Annotated in this window: 13 protein-coding genes and 1 pseudogene; 6 read left to right on the top strand and 8 right to left on the bottom strand. The window is 73.5% G+C overall.

Annotated elements, in window-relative coordinates:
• Window positions 1-154: 154 nt before the first annotated feature.
• The 4 genes from VKA29_RS22690 to VKA29_RS22675 are packed head-to-tail and all read left to right on the top strand — an operon-like array spanning window position 155 to window position 4,125.
• Window positions 155-1,168, top strand: a complete 1,014-nt coding sequence (locus tag VKA29_RS22690; RefSeq protein ID WP_324787780.1) for a zinc-dependent alcohol dehydrogenase — start codon at window positions 155-157, stop codon at window positions 1,166-1,168.
• 49 nt (window positions 1,169-1,217) lie between these two features.
• A complete protein-coding gene (locus VKA29_RS22685) occupies window positions 1,218-2,354 on the top strand; it encodes an NAD(P) transhydrogenase subunit alpha (protein WP_324787779.1) in 1,137 nt (378 codons plus the stop codon).
• Entirely contained in the window at window positions 2,351-2,707 is a 357-nt protein-coding gene (locus tag VKA29_RS22680; protein ID WP_324787778.1) for an NAD(P) transhydrogenase subunit alpha, read from the top strand. Before VKA29_RS22685 ends, VKA29_RS22680 begins: the two co-directional genes overlap by 4 nt.
• A gap of 5 nt (window positions 2,708-2,712) precedes the next feature.
• Window positions 2,713-4,125, top strand: a complete 1,413-nt coding sequence (locus VKA29_RS22675; RefSeq protein ID WP_324787777.1) for an NAD(P)(+) transhydrogenase (Re/Si-specific) subunit beta — start codon at window positions 2,713-2,715, stop codon at window positions 4,123-4,125.
• Window positions 4,126-4,171: 46 nt separating this feature from the next.
• On the opposite strand, the gene VKA29_RS22670 is transcribed toward VKA29_RS22675, so the two are convergent.
• The 8 genes from VKA29_RS22670 to VKA29_RS22635 form a co-directional block, all read right to left on the bottom strand.
• Window positions 4,172-5,215 (bottom strand): 2Fe-2S iron-sulfur cluster binding domain-containing protein, encoded by a 1,044-nt coding sequence (locus VKA29_RS22670; RefSeq protein WP_324787776.1) that lies wholly within the window; start codon window positions 5,213-5,215, stop codon window positions 4,172-4,174.
• Window positions 5,212-6,879, bottom strand: coding sequence for a hydroxylamine reductase (hcp, locus tag VKA29_RS22665; RefSeq protein WP_324787775.1), 1,668 nt, complete (start codon window positions 6,877-6,879; stop codon window positions 5,212-5,214). The genes VKA29_RS22670 and hcp overlap by 4 nt, the downstream gene beginning before the upstream one ends.
• Window positions 6,880-6,980: 101 nt before the next feature.
• Entirely contained in the window at window positions 6,981-7,670 is a 690-nt protein-coding gene (locus tag VKA29_RS22660; RefSeq protein ID WP_324787774.1) for a Crp/Fnr family transcriptional regulator, read from the bottom strand.
• Window positions 7,667-9,304 carry an NAD(P)-binding protein gene (locus tag VKA29_RS22655; protein ID WP_324787773.1) on the bottom strand — a complete coding sequence of 546 codons (1,638 nt, stop codon included), beginning with the start codon at window positions 9,302-9,304 and terminating at the stop codon, window positions 7,667-7,669. Before VKA29_RS22655 ends, VKA29_RS22660 begins: the two co-directional genes overlap by 4 nt.
• Window positions 9,301-10,311, bottom strand: coding sequence for a thiamine pyrophosphate-dependent enzyme (locus VKA29_RS22650; protein WP_324787772.1), 1,011 nt, complete (start codon window positions 10,309-10,311; stop codon window positions 9,301-9,303). Before VKA29_RS22650 ends, VKA29_RS22655 begins: the two co-directional genes overlap by 4 nt.
• Entirely contained in the window at window positions 10,308-11,549 is a 1,242-nt protein-coding gene (gene porA, locus VKA29_RS22645; protein ID WP_324787771.1) for a pyruvate ferredoxin oxidoreductase, read from the bottom strand. Before porA ends, VKA29_RS22650 begins: the two co-directional genes overlap by 4 nt.
• Window positions 11,533-12,123, bottom strand: a complete 591-nt coding sequence (locus VKA29_RS22640) for a 2-oxoacid:acceptor oxidoreductase family protein (protein ID WP_324787770.1) — start codon at window positions 12,121-12,123, stop codon at window positions 11,533-11,535. The genes porA and VKA29_RS22640 overlap by 17 nt, the downstream gene beginning before the upstream one ends.
• Window positions 12,124-12,239: 116 nt before the next feature.
• Window positions 12,240-13,130, bottom strand: a complete 891-nt coding sequence (locus VKA29_RS22635) for a universal stress protein (RefSeq protein WP_324787769.1) — start codon at window positions 13,128-13,130, stop codon at window positions 12,240-12,242.
• A gap of 787 nt (window positions 13,131-13,917) precedes the next feature.
• On the opposite strand from VKA29_RS22635, the pseudogene VKA29_RS22630 reads away from it, so the two are divergent.
• Both VKA29_RS22630 and VKA29_RS22625 read left to right on the top strand, forming a co-directional pair.
• Window positions 13,918-14,139, top strand: a pseudogene (locus tag VKA29_RS22630) (acetyl-CoA C-acyltransferase); the annotation flags it as partial.
• Window positions 14,140-14,285: 146 nt separating this feature from the next.
• Window positions 14,286-17,987, top strand: a complete 3,702-nt coding sequence (locus tag VKA29_RS22625) for a nitrate reductase subunit alpha (RefSeq protein ID WP_324787768.1) — start codon at window positions 14,286-14,288, stop codon at window positions 17,985-17,987.
• Window position 17,988 lies beyond the last annotated feature (1 nt).

Below are 17,988 nucleotides of genomic sequence, written 5' to 3'. Positions count from 1 at the left end.
GCGGGAGCTGCCGTGGACGCTCGGCACGTCACCGGGACGCACGCGACGGCGCGCCCGGCGTACCGGCCGTTCACCGCCTCGCGGCCGGGAACCCGCCGCACTTCCCGGCCCGGTTCCGAGCGCCCCCGCATGCGGACCAGTTGAGGAGCAGACCATGAAGGCAGCGGTCGTCACCGACTTCGGCAAGCCCCTGGAGATCCGCGACCTGCCGGTCCCCGAGCCCGGTCCCGGCCGGCTGCTGGTGAAGACGGAGGCCTCCGGACTCTGCCACACCGACATCCACGCCGCCCGCGGCGACTGGCCGGTCAAGCCCCGCCCGCCGTTCGTCCCCGGCCACGAGGGCGTCGGCCCGGTCACGGCCGTCGGCGCGGGCGTCAGCGCCGACCTCGTCGGCAGACGGGTCGCCGTCCCGTGGCTCGGTTCCTCCTGCGGCACCTGCCGCTACTGCGTCTCCGGCCGCCAGACCCTGTGCGAGCGGCAGGTCAACTCCGGTTATTCCGTGGACGGTTGCTTCGCCGAGTACGTCGTCGCCGACGCCGGGGGCGTCGTGCCGGTCCCCGACGGCGTGTCGTCGTTCGACGCGGCCCCGCTGGCCTGCGCGGGGGTGACCACGTACAAGGCGATCAAGGTCGCCGGGGTGACCCCGGCCGAGCGCGTGGCGGTCTTCGGCGTCGGCGGCCTCGGCCACCTGGCGGTGCAGTACGCGCGGCTGGTCGGCGGCTTCGTCACCGCCGTCGACATCGAACCCGACAAGCTGGGCCTGGCCCACCGGCTGGGCGCCGACGAGATCGTCAACGCCCGCACCCACGACCCGGTCGAGGAGATCGAGCGGGCCGGCGGCGCGGACGTGGCCGTCGTGCTGGCCGCCTCGCCCACGGCGTACGAGCAGGCCTACCGGTCCCTCAACCGGGGCGGACGGCTGGTCATGGTCGCGCTGCCGGCCGGCGACGCGGCGATCAGCGTGCCCGTCTTCGACACCGTCCTCGGCGGCATCTCCGTCATCGGCTCCGTCGTGGGCACCCGCCAGGACCTGGCCGAGGTGTTCGCCCTGCACGCCGCCGGACGCACCCGGGTCGTCGCCGAGCCGCGGCGGCTGGAGGAGGTCAACGACTCCTTCGAGGAGGTGCTCGCGGGCCGGGCCGAGGCACGGCTGGTGTTCGAGTTCTGACCCGGCCCCGGCCAACGGCACACCGGGCCACGAGCGGAGGCAGCAGATCATGGGAACCGTCACCGTCGGCGCCGTACGGGGGCGGGCGCCCGGCGAGCGCCGTGTCGCCCTCGTCCCCGAGGCGGTCACCCTGCTGCGCCGGGACGGGATCGACGTCCTGGTCGAGACCGGAGCCGGGGCCGGCGCCTGGTTCGCCGACGCCGACTACGCCGGGGCCGGCGCGGCCGTCGTGCCGTCGCGCGAGCTGTACGCCAGGGCGGACGCCGTGCTGTGCGTGGGCCCGCCGGACGCCGGTGCCGCCGCGTCGCTGCGCGCCGGGCAGGTCCTGATCGGCCTGCTGGAACCGCTGCGCCGGCCCGCCCTGGTCTCGGCGCTGGCCGAGCGCGGGGTACGCACGGTGAGCCTCGACCTGCTGCCGCGCACCCTCAGCCGCGCCCAGTCCATGGACGCGCTGACCTCCCAGGCGAACATCGCCGGCTACAAGGCGGCCGTGCTCGCCGCCGACACCTACGACCGGTTCTTCCCGATGCTGACCACCGCGGCGGGCACCATGCGCCCGGCCCAGGTCCTCGTCCTCGGCGCCGGAGTGGCCGGACTGCAGGCCATCGCCACCGCCCGCCGCCTCGGAGCCGTTGTCACCGCCCACGACGTCCGCCCCGAGTCGCGGGAGGAGGTCCAGTCGCTGGGCGCCCGGTTCCTGGACGTCGCCGCCCTGCCGACGCGGGAACAGGGCGCGCAGGGCACCGGGCAAGGCGGCGGGCAGGGCGGCTACGCACGCGAGTTGACGGAGTCCGAGCAGCGGGCCCAGCGCGCGGCGCTGGACGCGCACATCGCCCGCTCGGACATCGTGATCACCACCGCCCAGGTGCCGGGCCGCAAGCCGCCGCTGCTGGTCACGGCCACCGCGGTGCGGGCCATGAAGTCCGGTTCCGTGGTCGTGGACCTCGCGGCGAGCGAATTCGGCGGCAACGTCGAGGCGTCCGAACCCGACCGGACGACCGTCCTCGACAACGGCGTCACCGTCATCGGCGCCGGACACCTGCCGTCCGCGATGGCGACCGCTGCGTCCACGGCCTACGCCCGCAACCTCGTCGCGCTGCTGCGCCACCTCGTGCGCGACGGAGAACTGGTCCTCGACCCGGCCGACGAGATCACGGCCGCGCTGACGGGAGGAGCCCCCGCATGAACAACCTCGATCTCCTCACCGCGATCACCGTCTTCGTGCTGAGCGTCCTGGTCGGCGTCGAGGTGATCAGCAAGGTCCCGGCGACCCTGCACACCCCCCTGATGTCCGGCTCGAACGCCGTGCACGGCATCGTCGTCATCGGCGCCATGCTGATCGCCGCCGGCTCGCACTCCTGGCCCGGCTACGCGCTCGCCTTCGTGGCGATGGTGTTCGGCGCGATGAACGTCGTCGGCGGATACGCGGTCACCGACCGGATGCTGGAGATGTTCAAGGCCAGGCCGAGCGCCGGGGACCACACCGACCCGAAGAGCGCCGCGAAGAGCGGGCCGAAGAGCGAGAAGGCGCGGGAGTGACCGCCATGGGCACCGTCTCCGACGCCGTCCACTACGTCTTCCTCGCCGCGGCCGCCTGCTTCGTGCTCGGCCTGCACCTGATGAACCACCCGCGCACCGCCCGCCGCGGCAACACGGTCTCCGCCGGCGGGATGGCCGTCGCCATCGCCGCCACCGTGTGGCTGGTCGCCCACCAGGGCACCATCACCCTCACCGGCTGGCTGGTGCTGGCCTGCGGCGGCCTGGTCGGCGCCGCGCTCGGCCTGTACGCCGCCCGCGAGGTCAGGATGACCGCCATGCCGCAGCTGGTCAGCCTCTTCAACGCCGTCGGCGGCGGGGCGGCGGCGCTGATCGCGGTCGCCGACCTGCTGCAGACCGGCGATCCGGCCGCGCTCGGCGCGCGGGTCTCCCTGCCGGCCGCGCTGGACATCGTCATCGGCGCGGTCACCTTCTCCGGCTCGCTCGTCGCGGCCGGCAAGCTGCAGGGCATCGTCCCCGGCGCGCCGGTGGTCTTCCCCGGGGTGCGGCTGCTCGACGTGGCGCTGCCGGTTTCCTTCGTGGCCGGCACCGTCCTGCTGGTGCTCGCGCCGGACTCCCGTGCCGCCCTGTTCGGGCTCGTCGCCGTCGCGCTGCTGTTCGGCGTGACGATGGTGCTGCCCATCGGCGGCGCCGACATGCCGGTCGTCATCGCCCTGCTGAACGCCTGCACCGGTTTCGCGGTCGCGATGGCCGGCTTCGTGCTCGACGAGACCGCGCTGATCATCGCGGGCATGCTGGTCAGCTCCTCGGGCGGGATCCTCACCAAGCTGATGGCCGACGCCATGAACCGGTCGGTCGCGGGCATCGTCGTCGGCGGCTTCGGCACCGGCGACGGTGGCCCGGCCGCGGCCGGGGGAGCCGCGGCCCAGGTGCGGTCGGTCTCCGCGGACGACGTGGCGATCCAGCTGGCGTACGCGCGCAAGGTCGTCCTCGTCCCCGGCTACGGCCTCGCCGCGGCCCAGGCGCAGCACGAGCTCGGCGACCTCGCCAAGCTGCTCACCGACCACGGCGTCGACGTCAGCTACGCCGTCCACCCGGTCGCCGGCCGCATGCCCGGGCACATGAACGTGCTGCTGGCGGAGGCAGACGTGCCCTACACCCAGCTCAAGGACATGGACGAGGTCAACCCCGACTTCCCGCAGGCCGACGTCGCCCTCGTGGTCGGCGCCAACGACGTCACCAACCCGATCGCCCGCCGCCCCGGCAACGCGATCTCCGGCATGCCGATCCTCGACGTCGACAAGGCCAGGAGCGTCGTCGTCATCAAGCGCTCCATGGGCCACGGCTACGCCGGTGTCGACAACGAGCTGTACACCGAACCCAAGACCGGCATGTTCTTCACCGACGCCAAGCAGGGACTGGCCGAACTGAAGGCGGCCGTCGGCGAGTTCGTCACCTGACCGGCGCCGTGCGGCGCCGGTCGGGTGGGCCGGGAGCGTTCCCGGCTCAGGTCGGCAGGAAGCGTTCCCGGAAGACCCGCTCCGGTGCGACGCCCCCGGCGAGCGCCGCGGCCGCCACGCTCTCCACCAGCGGCGGCGGCCCGCACACGTACACGTCCGGCGCCTCGTCCGCCGCCCCCAGCGCCTCGGCGACCCGTTCCGCGGGTGTGCCGACCGCGCCCTGCCAGGCCGGTCCCGGCCGCCACACGCAGATCTCGTGGTCGAACGACGCCGACTCCGCCGCCACCTCCTTCAGCAGGTCCTCCGCGAAGACGTCCGCGTCCTCGTTCACGCCGAAGAAGAACCGCACCGGCTGCGGCTCCTGCCATTCCGCCATCTGCCGGGCCATCGACAGCAGCGGAGCGAGTCCCGTGCCGCCGGCCACGAACCAGCGCGGCCTGAGCCCCGTCTCGCGCAGCCCGAAGGCGCCCTGCGGCCCGTGCACGGTCAGCCGGTCGCCCACCAGGGCCCGCTCGCGCAGGTACCCGGAGAACAGCCCGCCCGGCCGCAGCCGCACGAACAGCTCCACCCGGCCGTCCCAGTTGCCGGTGTTGGCCAGCGAGTAGGCCCGCCGCTCCTCCCGGCCGGGCACCTGCACCTCGACGAACTGCCCGGCGTCGAACTGGAATCCGGCGCCCTGCTCCGCGTCCTCCGCCAGCATCAGCTCCAGCCGTACGGTGTCCCGCGCCACCGTCTCCAGCGCGGTGACCGTGCCCTCGCGCTCCGGTATCCCGCCGTACAGGATGCGGGAGTTGTCGTACGGCAGCGCCGCGCTGAACGCGCCGCGCGGGTAGGTGCGGCACAGCAGCACGCCCCCGGCGTCCCGATCGGCGTCGGGCAGCGCGTCGGCGGCGCAGGCGCCGAGGTCGTAGGCGCCGCCGGTGACGTCCGCCCGGCAGGAGCCGCAGGTGCCCTGGCGGCACGCGGCGGGCAGGGCGGCACCCCACTCCGCCGCGGCCTCCAGGACGCTCTGCCCGTCGGCGCAGCCGAACTCCAGCCGCTCGCCGTCGGCGGTGGTGAGGGTGACCGCGGCCGTGGACGACGCCGTCATGCCCCGGCCCTCTGCAGCGCCGCCTCGATGTCCGCCTGCGGGTCGCCGATGATGCGCAGCCCGAACCGGTCCACCATCGCGCCCACCAGGGTGGGCGTCAGGAAGCCCGGCAGCGACGGGCCGAGGTGGATGCCGCGCAGGCCCAGCGCGAGCAGGCTCAGCAGCACCGCCACCGCCTTCTGCTCCGTCCAGGACAGGGCGAGCGTGAGCGGCAGGTCGTTCAGGCCGCAGTCGAAGGCGTCGGCGAGCGCGTCGGCGATCCGGACGGCGGAGTGGGCGTCGTTGCACTGCCCGAGGTCCAGCAGCCGCGGGATGCCGTCGATGGCGCCGAAGTCGTGCCGGTTGAAACGGTACTTGGCGCAGCCGAGGGTGAGCACGACCGCGTCGTCGGGCGCGCCGAGCGCGATGTCGCGGTAGTAGTCGCGGCCGACCGTCGGGCCGTCGCAGCCGCCGACCAGGAAGAAGTGCCGGATGGCGCCCTTCTTCACCGCGCCGACCACGTCGTCCGCGACGGACAGCAGCGCGTCCCGCCCGAACCCGACCGTGATGAACCGCTCCTCGCCGTCCTCCTTGAAGCCCGGCATCGCCTTCGCGGCCTGGACGACGGCGGAGAAGTCGCCGACGCCGAGGTGGCGGACGCCCGGCCAGCCGACCGGGCCGGTGGTGAAGATGCGCCGGCGGTAGGCGGGGTAGGGCTCGATGATGCAGTTCGACGTCATCAGGATCGGGCCGGGGAACTTCGCGAACTCGCGCTGCTGGTCCTGCCACGCGCCGCCGTAGTTGCCCACCAGGTGCGGGTAGCGCTTCAGCAGCGGGTAGGCGTGCGCCGGCAGCATCTCGCCGTGCGTGTAGACGTTGATGCCGGTGCCCTCGGTCTGCTCCAGCAGCGCCGCCAGGTCGCGCAGGTCGTGGCCGCTGACCAGGATCGCCTTGCCCGCCACGGGCGTGGTGCGCACCGCGGTCGGCTGCTGGGCGCCGAACGTGCCGGTGTTGGCGGCGTCCAGCAGCTCCATCACCGCCAGGTTGAGGTGCCCCAGGCCGACCGCCCGCTCCAGCAGCTCGTCGGCGTCCTCCGGCTCGCCCGCCAGGTACGCCAGCCCGTCCTCCACCCCGGCGAACACCTGCGCGCTGTGCTTGCCCAGGACGTGCGCGTGGTGGGCGTAGGCGCAGATGCCCTTGAGGGCGTACAGGTGCAGCGAGCGCAGCCCGACGACGTCCGGGCCGACCACGTCCAGGCCGGCGTCCACGCGGAAGCCGGGCGCCTGCTCCAGCAGCCCCGCCAGGTCCGCGGCGGGCTGCCACCGCGCCGGGCCGTCGAGCCGCTCGGGCTCCAGACCGTGCTCCCGCGCCGCCGCCTCGTACCGGCCGCGCACCCGGTCCCGTACGGCCGCCGCCTCCTGCAGCAGGGCGACGAAGCGGGTCGGGTTGAAGTTCACGTTGGTGAGGGTGGTGAACATGGCGTACAGGATGAAGCCCGCCGCCTCGTCGTCCGCGGCGCCCAGCGCGCGGGCCCGGCTCGCGTACTGGGCGATGCCCTTCACCGAGTGGATCAGCAGGTCCTGTACGTCGGAAGTGGCCTCGTCCTTGCCGCAGTTGCCCAGCGGGCCCGCACAGCCGGGTACCTCGCCCGTGCGGTCGGTCTGCTCGCACTGGTAACAGAACATGCGTGTACTCCTCGGGAGATGTCGCTCGTTACGATCAGTGACGTTAGGCGCGGGGGGCGGACGGTTCCTTGATCCAGGTCAAGCCGGCGCCGTGACGGGGATCACCGCCACTCGAGCCGGGCCGCCAGCCGGGGCACGTCGTGCAGCGTGACGCACCGGCCCCGGACGCTGATCAGCCCGTCCCCGGTCAGCCCCCGCAGGGTGCGTGAGAGCGTCTCGGGGGTGAGGTTGAGCCGGGACGCCACGGTCTGTTTGGCCGCGGGCAGCACGACCTCCTGACCGCCGTCCTCGCCGCGCGCCTCGTGCAGCAGGAATCCGATCACCCGCTGCTCGCTGGTGCGCAGCGAGTACGACTCCACGTCGCGCACCAGGCGCCGCAGCCGGACCGCCATGTTGGCCAGCATGCGGCGGGCGAAGGACGGGTCGCGGTCCAGCAGGTCCAGCACCGCCCGGCTGGACACCGACAGCAGTTCCGTGTCGACCAGGGCGGTGGCGGTGACCGGGTAGGTGATCCCGTCGAAGACCACCGCCTCGCCGAAGCTCTCCCCGGCCGGGACGATCTCCAGCACCTTCTCCGCGCCGTCGGCCGCGGACACCGTCAGCTGCACCTGGCCGCGCACGACGAAGAAGAAGCCGCGCACCGGGTCGCCCTGGTGGAACAGGATCGTGCCCCGGTCCACCGCGCGGACGTGCGAGCCCGCCGCGATGACAGTGAGCTGCTCCCGCGTCAGTCCCGCGAACAGCGGGATGCGCGGGAGCAGTCCGGGCACCGTGAGGGTGCTGTGGGTCATGTGCCGGAATCCTCCTCGGGAACCATCTCGATCGCGCCGCACGGGCATTCGGCCACGCACAGCCCGCACCCCTTGCAGTAGTCGAGGTCGATCACGAACCCCTGGCCGGGGCCCAGCTTGGTGATCGCGTTGTCGGGGCAGACCCCGTAGCAGTTGTCGCACTCGAAGCAGTTGCCGCAGGACATGCAGCGCCGGGCCTCGAACAGCGCGGTGGACTCGTCGAGCCCCTGCACGACCTCGTCGAACGTCGAGACGCGGCGGGCCAGTTCGAGCCGCGGCCGGACCGAGGCGGGCGCGTCGGAGTAGTACCAGGTGTTGAGCCGGTCGAAGGACGCAGGGGGATGCTTGCCGCCCGGCTCGTACTCCACGCCGCGCAGGTACGCGTCGATGTGCCGCGCCGCCTTCTTCCCGTGCCCCACGGCGACCGTGACCGTCCGCTCGGCGGGCACCATGTCACCGCCGGCGAAGATGCCCCGATGCCCCGTCATCAGTCCCTCGGCCACCCGCACCATGCCGTGCTCCACGGTCAGTCCGGGCACCGCCTCCAGCAGGGACAGGTCCGATTCCTGGCCCAGCGCCAGCACCACGCTGTCCGCCTCCAGCTCCTCGAACTCGCCCGTGGGCTGCGGGAATCCGGTCTCGTCGAGCTTCATCCGCTCGATGGTGAGGCGGCCGCCGTCGGCGTGCTCGATGGTGGACAGCCACTTCATCCGCACACCCTCCTCCAGCGCCTCCTCGACCTCCACGTCGTGCGCGGGCATCCGGTCCCGGGTGCGCCGGTAGACCACCACGGCGTCCGTCGCGCCCAGCCGGCGTGCGGTGCGGGCCGCGTCCATGGCCGTGTTGCCGCCGCCGTAGACGGCGACCCGGCGGCCCAGCAGCGGCGGGCCCTCGCCCTCCATGCTGCCCAGCAGCGACACCGCGTCGAGGATGCGGGCGCTGTCCCCGGCCGGGATGTAGGCCCGCTTGCCGATGCCCGCGCCGACCGCCAGGAACACCGCGTCGAAGCCGCCGTCGCGCCGTGCGGCCTCCACGTCGTCCACGCGCGTGCCGAGCTCCAGCGTGACGCCCAGCGCGAGGATCCGGCCGGTCTCCGCGTCCAGCACCTCACGCGGCAGCCGGTAGCGCGGAATGCCGTAGCGCATCATGCCGCCGGGCCGCGGCTGCGCCTCCCGGATCGTCACCTCGTGACCGAGCAGGCGCAGGTGGTACGCGGCGGACAGCCCGGCCGGCCCGGAGCCGACGACCAGGACGCGCTTGCCGGAGGACGCGGCGGGCGCGGTGACGGTCCAGCCGCGCCGGATCGCCTCGTCGCCCAGGAACCGCTCCACCGAGTTGATGCCGACCGCGTCGTCGACCCGCACCCGGTTGCAGGCGGTCTCGCACGGGTGGTAGCACACCCGGCCCATCACGGCGGGCAGCGGATCGTCCCGCATCAGCTGCCGCCACGCGGACTCGTAGTCGCCGCTCTCCGCGTGGTACAGCCACCGCTGGATGTTCTCCCCGGCCGGGCACGCCTGGTTGCACGGCGGCATCCGGTCGACGTACTCCGGACGTTCGGTGCGCCAGGCGCCGGTGCGGTTGGCCAGGCTGGAGCCCACGTCCAGCGTGATCGCGAACGGCTTCTCCTTCACGACGGCACCTCCTCCTCGGCCAGCAGCCCGAAGCGGGCGATGTTGCGGTCCGCGGCCCGCTGCAGCCGGGCGATGACGTCCGTGCGCGGCTCCGGCTCGAAGAGGTGCGCGTACCGCTTCTGCGGGCGCAGGTACTCCTCGACCGGCAGGCGGCGCCGGATCGGGGTGACGTCGGTGACCACGCCGTACTCCGCCTCGAACACCGGGAACAGCCCGGTCCGCTCGGCGAGCCGGGCGACGCGGACGGTGTCGTGGGACGGCGTGCCCCAGCCCAGCGGGCAGGGCACCAGCACGTGCAGGTAGCGGGCGCCGCGCATCCCCATCGCCCGGTGCACCTTGGCCTCCAGGTCGCGCAGGCCGGCGACGGTGGCCGTGGCGACGTAGGGGATCTCGTGCGCCATCGCGATCAGCGGCAGGTTCTTGCCCTGCCCGAACGGGGCGCCGGGATCCTCGCCCACCGTCTGGGTGGTGGCCGTGCGCGCGGCCGGGGGAGTGGCCCCGGAGCGCTGCACGCCGGTGTTCATGTACGCCTCGTTGTCGTAGCACACGTACAGCACGTCGTCGCCCCGTTCGAACATGCCGGACAGGCAGCCGAGGCCGATGTCGACCGTGCCGCCGTCGCCGCCCTGCCCGACCACCCGGACGTCGGTGCGGCCCTTGGCGCGCAGCGCGGCGGCCACGCCCGCGGCGACGGCGGGCGCGTTGCCGAACAGCGAGTGCAGCCAGGGCAGTTGCCAGGACGTCTCCGGGTACGGCGTGGAGAACACCTCCAGGCAGCCGGTCGCGTTGACGGCGATCACCTTGCCGCCGGCCGCCCGCTGGGCCGCGTCCAGCACGTAGCGGGCGCCCAGCGCCTCGCCGCAGCCCTGACAGGCGCGGTGGCCGCAGGTGAGCGCGTTGGAGCGGCCCGGGTCGGCCTGGTCGGACTGCGCCTCCGGGCCCAGCAGCCGGTTTCCGGCGGCGAAGCTGCCCACCTGGTAGAACTTGACCTGTGGCGCGGCACTCATCGGTTGCTCCCCACATCGCGCAGGATGTTCTCCGCCGACGGACCCGACCGTCTGGTCCTCGCCATCCGGGCGAGCTCCCGCTCCACCAGTTCGGTGTTCAGGTCGAGGAAGGTCAGCTGCTCCAGCCGCCCGGCGAGCGCGTCGTCGAACAGCCGGTGCAGGGACTCCTTGGTGATCGCGCGCCCGCCGAGCCCGGCGATCACGGTGTGACCGTCGAGGTGGATCCCGGACAGCGCGGTCCGCACGTTCGCCGACACGATGCCGCCGACCCCGACGGCCAGCGCCCGCTCCAGCACGACCACCTGGCGCGCCCGGCCGAGCACGGTCCGCACCGCCTCCAGCGGGAACGGCCGGAACGAGGTGATCGCCAGCGCGCCGATCCGCGCCCCGCGCTCGCGCATCTCGTCGACGACGTCGCACACGGTGCCGAACGTGGAGCCGAGGACCACCACGATCGTCTCGGCGTCCTCGCAGGCGTAGGGGTGCACCAGCCCGCCGGAGGAACGGCCGAACACCGCGCGGAACTCCTCGGCGACCCGCGGGATCGCCTCCAGCGCCCGCATCTGCTTGGCGTGCGCCAGATAGCGCACCTCCGTGAAGGCCTCCGGCCCCACCATCGCCCCGATCGACACCGGGTCGTCCGGGTCGAGCACCTGGCGCGGCTCGTACGGCGGCAGGAACGCGTCGACCTGTGCCTGCTCCGGCACCTCGATCCGCTCCCAGGCGTGGGTGAGGACGAAGCCGTCCATGCACACCATCACCGGCAGCGACAGCTCCTCGGCCAGCCGGAAGGCCTGCGGGTGCAGGTCGGCGGCCTCCTGGTTGTCGCGGGCGTACAGCTGGATCCAGCCGGAGTCGCGCTGCGACATGGAGTCGCTGTGGTCGTTCCAGATGTTGATGGGCGCCCCGATGGCCCGGTTCGCCACCGTCATCACGATCGGCAGGCCAAGACCGGAGGCGTTGTAGAGGGCCTCCACCATGTACAGCAGGCCCTGGCTTGCGGTGGCCGTGTAGGCGCGGGCGCCGGCCGCGGACGCCCCGATGCACATGGACATCGCGGCGAACTCCGACTCGACGTTGACGTACTCGCACGGCTTCAGCGCACCGGACTTCACCAGACGGCTGAGTTCCTCCACGATGTGGGTCTGCGGCGAGATGGGATAGGCGGCGATCACCTCGGGACGGCAGTACGCCACGGTCTCCGCCACCGCGCGCGAGCCCTCAGTCTGCTTGAGCACGGACGAACTCCTCACGCTCGGCGCGGACATGGTCGAACGCCTCCCGGGCCGCCGCGGCGTTGGCCGCGCCCAGCTCTCCGGCGAAGCGCTCCTGGATCGCCGCGGTCAGCGAGTCGATCCGCACGCACCCGGTGAGCGCGGCCAGACCGCCCAGCAGCACGGCGTTCGGCACCGGACGCCCGAAGTGCCGCAGCGCGAGCGCGGTGGCCGGCACGGTCAGCGCGACGGCGTGCGGCACGGTGGCGGCGAGGTCGGCGAGCCCCAGCTCCTCCACGCGGCCGGGCGAGTTGATCAGCACGGCTCCGTCCGGCCGCAGCCCGTCGAAGACGTTCACCTGGTGCAGCAGTGTGGCGTCCTGGATCACCAGGGCGTCCGGCCGGGTCACCGGTTCGCGCACCCGGACGGGCACGTCGTCGATGCGGCAGAACGCCATCACCGGCGCGCCCGTGCGCTCCGAGCCGAAGCTGGGGAACGCCTGCGCGTGGCGGCCCTCCAGGAACGCCGCCACCGACAACAACTCCGCGGCCGTGACGGCGCCCTGGCCGCCGCGGCCGTGGATGCGTACCTGGAACACGGCGCCTCCTCCGGAGTCAGTCCCTCAAGTGGTAACTCCGGGGCGGGCGGCTCCCGCAGGGGCCGAACGTCCCCGCCGCGGGGCCCATGCTCCCTTCCTCGTGTGCCGCTCGCGCCTCACCCGTGCGGGACGATCGCGACCGGGCACCGGACGTGGTGCATCATCGCGTGGGCGACCGGGCCGGTGTGCGTGCCGAACCGGCCCGGACGGGCCTTCCGGCCGACCACCAGCAGCCCGGCGTCCGCCGCCGCGTGCAGCAGCTCCTGCGCGGGATGCCCGATGCGCACGACCTCGCCGACCTGGACCGCGGGGAACTTCTCACGCCACGGCCGCACCAGCGCGGTGAGCGCCTGCTCGGCCTCGGTCCGGGCCGCGTCGGCGGCCTGGACGTCCGCCGGACCCGGCAGGCGCGGCGGCTGCCAGGTGTACACCACCCGCAGCGGAGCGGTGCGCAGGGTCGCGCTCTCGAAGGCGAACCTCAGCACCTCCTCGCACGGGTGCCCGGTGTCCACACCGACCACGACCTCGCGGTACGGCGCGCGTTCGGACGGCCGGCCCCCGGCGTCCGGGACGTGCTCGTCCGCCGCGGTCCGGTCGGCGCGCACCAGCACCACGGGCCGCCGCACGTGGGCCACCGTCGCGAGCGCCACGGATCCGGCCATGAAACCGCCGAAACCGCTGAACGCGCGGCTGCCCAGGACGAGCAGCTCGGCCCCGTCGCCCGCCGAGACCAGTGCCTCAGCGGCGGGCAGCGCGATCTGCTCGCCGCTCAGCTGCACCTGCGGGTACTGCTCGTCGAGCCGGTCCAGGGCGGCACGCAGGATCCGCCCCGCCCAGTAGCGCGGCACTTCCAGCTCCGGCAGCTCCGACACCTCGTGGGACAGGCCCTCGTAGGCGTGCACCAGTCGCAGCGGCAGTCCGCGACGCAGTGCCTCCCGGGCCGCCCAGTCGGCGGCGGCGAGGCTCTCGCGGGAACCGTCGAGTCCTACGACAACGGGGCGAGCCACAGTCAACACCTCCCCGGTCGGTGCCCGCCCGGTCCGCTCCGGCACGGGCCCTCCGCTACCAGCATCCGGGGGCGGCCGACAGGCCGGGCAGGGGCTGCGCGGCCTCCCGGCAAGGGCCGAACGGCCCTTTCGCCGCAGCTCGGACCGTCCTTCGGAGCAGGACACCGACCACCTCACCGCCCGCCGCCCCGACGCACCCCGGGCCTCGTGTCCGACCGCGGTCCCCGGGCCTCGCGCGCCGGGCCGATGCACCCCGGGCCTCGTGTCCGACCGCGGTCCCCGGGCCTCGCGCGCCGGGCCGATGCACCCCGGGCCTCGTGTCCGACCGCGGTCCCCGGGCCCCGTGCGCCGGGCCGATGCACCCCCGGGCCCCGTGCGCCGGCCCGATGCACCCCCGGGCCCCGTGCGCCGGCCCGATGCACCCCGGGCCCCGGGTCCGACCGCCGTCCCCAGGCCCCGCGCGCCGGCCCGATGCACCCCGGGCCCCGTGTCCGACCGCCGTCCCCGGGCCTCGTGTCCGACCGCGGTCCCCGGGCCTCGTGTCCGACCGCGGTCCCCGGGCCTCGTGTCCGACCGCCGTCCCCGGCCCCCGCGCGCCGGGCGCCGAGCGGCACCGACCCGCCCCGACCGCGCTCACCGGCCTCCGGTGTTGGGCGGCGGTCTGCCTGTCCCCGGCTGTGGCCACCGGCCTCCGGGGCGGAGTGGCGGTCGGCTTGTCCTGGTCGCGGCCACCGGTCGCAGGGGCTGAGTGGCAGCCGGCTCGTCCCGGTCGTGGCCACCGGTCCCCATCAAGGCGCTCGCCCGCGTCCGCCCGTCCCGGCCGATCCCCGACATCCCGCGCAACGCCGAGCCGCGCACCGGCCTTTCGATGGGCGAGCACGCGGCCGTCACCGCCCGCGCCTGGGGCATCACCCGTGAGGCGCAGGACGAACTGGCGGCGGCCGGCCGGCAGAAGCTCGCGGCGGCGTACGAACGCGGCTTCTCGGGCCGGACAGCTGCCCCGTCCCGGTCGCGGCCACCGGTCTCCGGGGCCGAGCGGCGGCCCGTCCGTCCCGGCCGTGGCCACCGGTCCCGGCATGCCGGGCCCTACGGCGTCCGGTCGGGGCCGTTCGGCCCAACGTGGCATCCCCCGCGGCGCGCATAGCGTCCGGCCTCATGGAGAACGACAAGATCGCGCACCCCCCGCAGGGCCGCGGCGCCGAAGGCTGGCCGCTGGCCGCCCGCCGGCTGCTGACCCGACGCGAGGTCTCGGCCGACGGACGAGCGGTGTTCGGGGAGGGCGACTCCGCGTGGGAGGGCTTCTACCGCGACCGCTGGGCGCACGACAAGGTGGTGCGCTCCACCCACGGCGTCAACTGCACCGGCTCCTGTTCGTGGATGGTGTACGTCAAGGACGGCATCATCACCTGGGAACACCAGGCCACCGACTACCCGTCGATCGGCACCGACTGCCCCGAGTACGAACCGCGCGGCTGCCCGCGGGGGGCGTCCTTCTCCTGGTACACCTACTCGCCCAGCCGGGTGCGCTACCCCTATGTCCGGGGCGCGCTGCTGAAGCTGTGGCGCGAGGCCCGGCGCCGCCTCGGCGACCCCGTCGCAGCCTGGGCCGAGATCACCTCCGACCCGGCCAAGGCGCGCGCCTACAAGAAGGCCCGCGGCAAGGGCGGCCTGGTCCGCGCCGACTGGGACGAGGTCGCCGAGCTGGTCGCCGCCGCACATGTGCACACCATCAAGACCTACGGCCCCGACCGCGTCGCCGGATTCTCCCCGATCCCGGCGATGTCGATGGCGTCCTTCGCCGCCGGGGCCCGTTTCATGTCGCTGATCGGCGCCACGCTGCTGTCGTTCTACGACTGGTACGCCGACCTGCCGGTCGCCTCGCCGCAGGTCTTCGGCGACCAGACCGACGTGCCCGAGGCGGCCGACTGGTGGAACGCCGGCTACCTGGTGATGTGGGGCTCCAACATCCCCGTCACCCGCACCCCCGACGCGCACTTCCTCACCGAGACCCGCTACAACGGCACCAAGGTCGTCGCCGTCAGCCCCGACTACGCCGACAACGTCAAGTTCGCCGACGAGTGGCTCGCCCCGCACCCGGGCACCGACGGCGCGCTGGCCATGGCGATGGGCCACGTGATCCTGCGCGAATTCCTCGTCGACCGTGAAGTGCCCTATTTCCAGCAGTACTTGAGGACGTACACGGACGCGCCGTTCCTGGTGACGCTGCGCGAGCACGGCGCGCACGGGCTGGTCCCCGACGGCTTCCTCACCGCGGCCGACCTCGGGCGCGCCGACGAGGAGCACGCCGAGTTCAAGACCGTCCTCCTGGACCGGGCCACCGGCGATCCGGTGGTCCCCGGCGGCTCGCTCGGCTTCCGGTGGGGGGAAGCCGGGCGGGGCCGCTGGAACCTCGACCTCGGGGACGTGGTCCCCGAACTGTCGCTGCTGGAGCGGGCCGAGGACACGGTGGAGATCGCGCTGCCCCGCTTCGACGAGGGCGCCACCGAGGGCGGCTCGACGATGGTCCGCGGCGTCCCGGTCCGCAGGATCGGCGGCCGCCTGGTCACCACCGTCTTCGATCTGATGCTCGCCCAGTACGGCGTGCGCCGCCCCGGACTGCCCGGCAGCTGGCCCGAGTCGTACGACGACGCCGACCAGCCCTACACCCCCGCCTGGCAGGAGACCGTCACCTCGGTGCCGGCCGCGCAGGCCGCCCGCATCGCCCGCGAGTTCGCCCGCAACGCCGAGCGCACCCAGGGCCGTTCGATGATCGCGATGGGCGCGGGCACGAACCACTGGTTCCACTCCGACACCATCTACCGCGCCTTCCTGGCGCTGACGACCATGACCGGCTGCCAGGGCGTCAACGGCGGCGGCTGGGCGCACTACGTCGGCCAGGAGAAGGTCCGCCCGGTCACCGGACTGCAGCACCTGGCCTTCGCCTTCGACTGGCAGCGGCCCACCCGGCACATGGCGGGCACCTCGTACTGGTACCTCAACACCGACCAGTGGCGCTACGAGGCCTTCGGACCCGACGAACTGGCCTCCCCGCTGGGCGAGGGCCGCTTCAAGGGCAAGGCGTTCGCCGACTCCCTCGCACAGGCGGTGCGGCTCGGCTGGACGCCCGGCCACCCCGGCTTCGACCGCAACCCGCTCGACCTGACCGACGAGGCCGCCGCGCGCGGCCGCCCGGTCGCCGAGCACATCGTCGACGAACTGAAGGCGAACCGGCTGAAGTTCGCCGTCGAGGACCCCGACGACCCGGCCAACTTCCCCCGCGTGCTGACGGTGTGGCGGGCCAACCTGCTCGGCTCCTCCGGCAAGGGAAACGAGTACTTCCTGCGCCACCTGCTGGGCACCGACAGTGCCGTGCGCAGCCAGGAGGCGCCGCCCGGGGCGCGGCCGGCGGACGTCGTCTGGCACGACGAGGCACCCGAGGGCAAGCTCGACCTGATGGTCGCCATGGACTTCCGGATGACCTCCACCGGCCTGCTCGCCGACGTCGTCCTGCCGGCCGCCACCTGGTACGAGAAGGACGACCTGTCCAGCACGGACATGCACCCCTTCGTGCACGCCTTCACCCCGGCCATCGCCCCGCCGTGGCAGGCCCGCACCGACTACGACACGTTCCTGACCATCGCCGACCGCTTCAGCGAACTGGCCCGCGAGCACCTCGGCACCCGCACCGACGTCCTCGCCGTGCCGCTGCTGCACGACACCCCGGACGAACTCGCCCAGCCCGGCGGCGTGGTGAGGGACTGGAAGGCGGGGGAGTGCGAGCCGGTGCCCGGCCGGACCATGCCGAAGCTCGTCACCGTCGAGCGCGACTACGCGGCCGTCGCCGACAAGATGCGCGCCGTGGGCCCGCTCCTGGACACCCTCGGCACCACCACCAAGGGCGTCACCGTCCACCCCGACCGGGAGATCGAGGAACTGCGGCACCGCAACGGCACGGTCCGCGACGGCACGGCCGCCGGACGCCCGTCACTGGCGACCGCCTCCGACATGTGCGAGGCGATCCTCGCCCTGTCCGGCACCACCAACGGCCGGCTGGCCACGGAGGGATTCAAGGAGCTGGAGCGGCAGACCGGCAGCGAGGGGCTCGTCGAACTCGCCGCCGAGCGCGAGGCGGAGCGCATCACGTTCTCGGACACCCGCACCCAGCCGCGCTCGGTGATGACGTCGTACGAGTGGTCCGGCAGCGAGACCGGCGGCCGCCGCTACTCCCCGTTCGTCATCAACACCGAGCACAAGAAGCCCTGGCACACCCTCACCGGCCGCCAGCACTTCTTCGTCCAGCACGACTGGATGGCCGAACTCGGGGAGCAACTGCCGGTCTACCGGCCTCCTTTGAACACGCCCCGCCACTACGGCGACGAGCGTCTGGGCGACGGCCGGGCGGAGGTCACGGTCCGCTACCTGACCCCGCACTCCAAGTGGTCCATCCACTCGAACTACCAGGACAACAAGTTCATGCTCGACCTGTCCCGCGGCGGACCGACCATCTGGATGTCCGGCACCGACGCCGACAAGATCGGCGTCAAGGACAACGACTGGATCGAGGCGTACAACCGCAACGGCGTCGTCGCCGCCCGGGCCGTGGTCACCCACCGGATGCCCGAGGGCACGGTGTACATGTACCACGCGCAGGACCGCAACGTGAACGTGCCGAAGACCGAGGTCACCGGCAGGCGCGGCGGCATCCACAACTCCCTCACCAGGCTGCTGCTCAAGCCCACCCACCTCGCGGGCGGCTACGCCCAGCTCACCTACGCCTTCAACTACTACGGACCGACCGGCAACCAGCGCGACGAGGTCACGGTCATCCGCCGTCGCTCACAGGACGTGGAGTACTGAC

Source organism: Streptomyces sp. H51, assembly GCF_035656535.1.
GTDB lineage: Bacteria > Actinomycetota > Actinomycetes > Streptomycetales > Streptomycetaceae > Streptomyces.
This window is presented reverse-complemented; position numbering and strand designations above follow the sequence as displayed.

What these genes read in the sequence shown, in the direction of transcription:
- VKA29_RS22685 (WP_324787779.1), top strand. Translation starts at nt 1,218, where the DNA reads ATGGGAACCGTCACCGTCGGCGCCGTACGGGGGCGGGCGCCCGGCGAG.
- VKA29_RS22660 (WP_324787774.1), bottom strand. Translation starts at nt 7,670, where the DNA reads ATGACCCACAGCACCCTCACGGTGCCCGGACTGCTCCCGCGCATCCCG.
- VKA29_RS22650 (WP_324787772.1), bottom strand. Translation starts at nt 10,311, where the DNA reads ATGAGTGCCGCGCCACAGGTCAAGTTCTACCAGGTGGGCAGCTTCGCC.
- VKA29_RS22625 (WP_324787768.1), top strand. Translation starts at nt 14,286, where the DNA reads ATGGAGAACGACAAGATCGCGCACCCCCCGCAGGGCCGCGGCGCCGAA.
- hcp (WP_324787775.1), bottom strand. Translation starts at nt 6,879, where the DNA reads ATGTTCTGTTACCAGTGCGAGCAGACCGACCGCACGGGCGAGGTACCC.
- VKA29_RS22680 (WP_324787778.1), top strand. Translation starts at nt 2,351, where the DNA reads ATGAACAACCTCGATCTCCTCACCGCGATCACCGTCTTCGTGCTGAGC.
- VKA29_RS22670 (WP_324787776.1), bottom strand. Translation starts at nt 5,215, where the DNA reads ATGACGGCGTCGTCCACGGCCGCGGTCACCCTCACCACCGCCGACGGC.
- VKA29_RS22690 (WP_324787780.1), top strand. Translation starts at nt 155, where the DNA reads ATGAAGGCAGCGGTCGTCACCGACTTCGGCAAGCCCCTGGAGATCCGC.
- VKA29_RS22675 (WP_324787777.1), top strand. Translation starts at nt 2,713, where the DNA reads ATGGGCACCGTCTCCGACGCCGTCCACTACGTCTTCCTCGCCGCGGCC.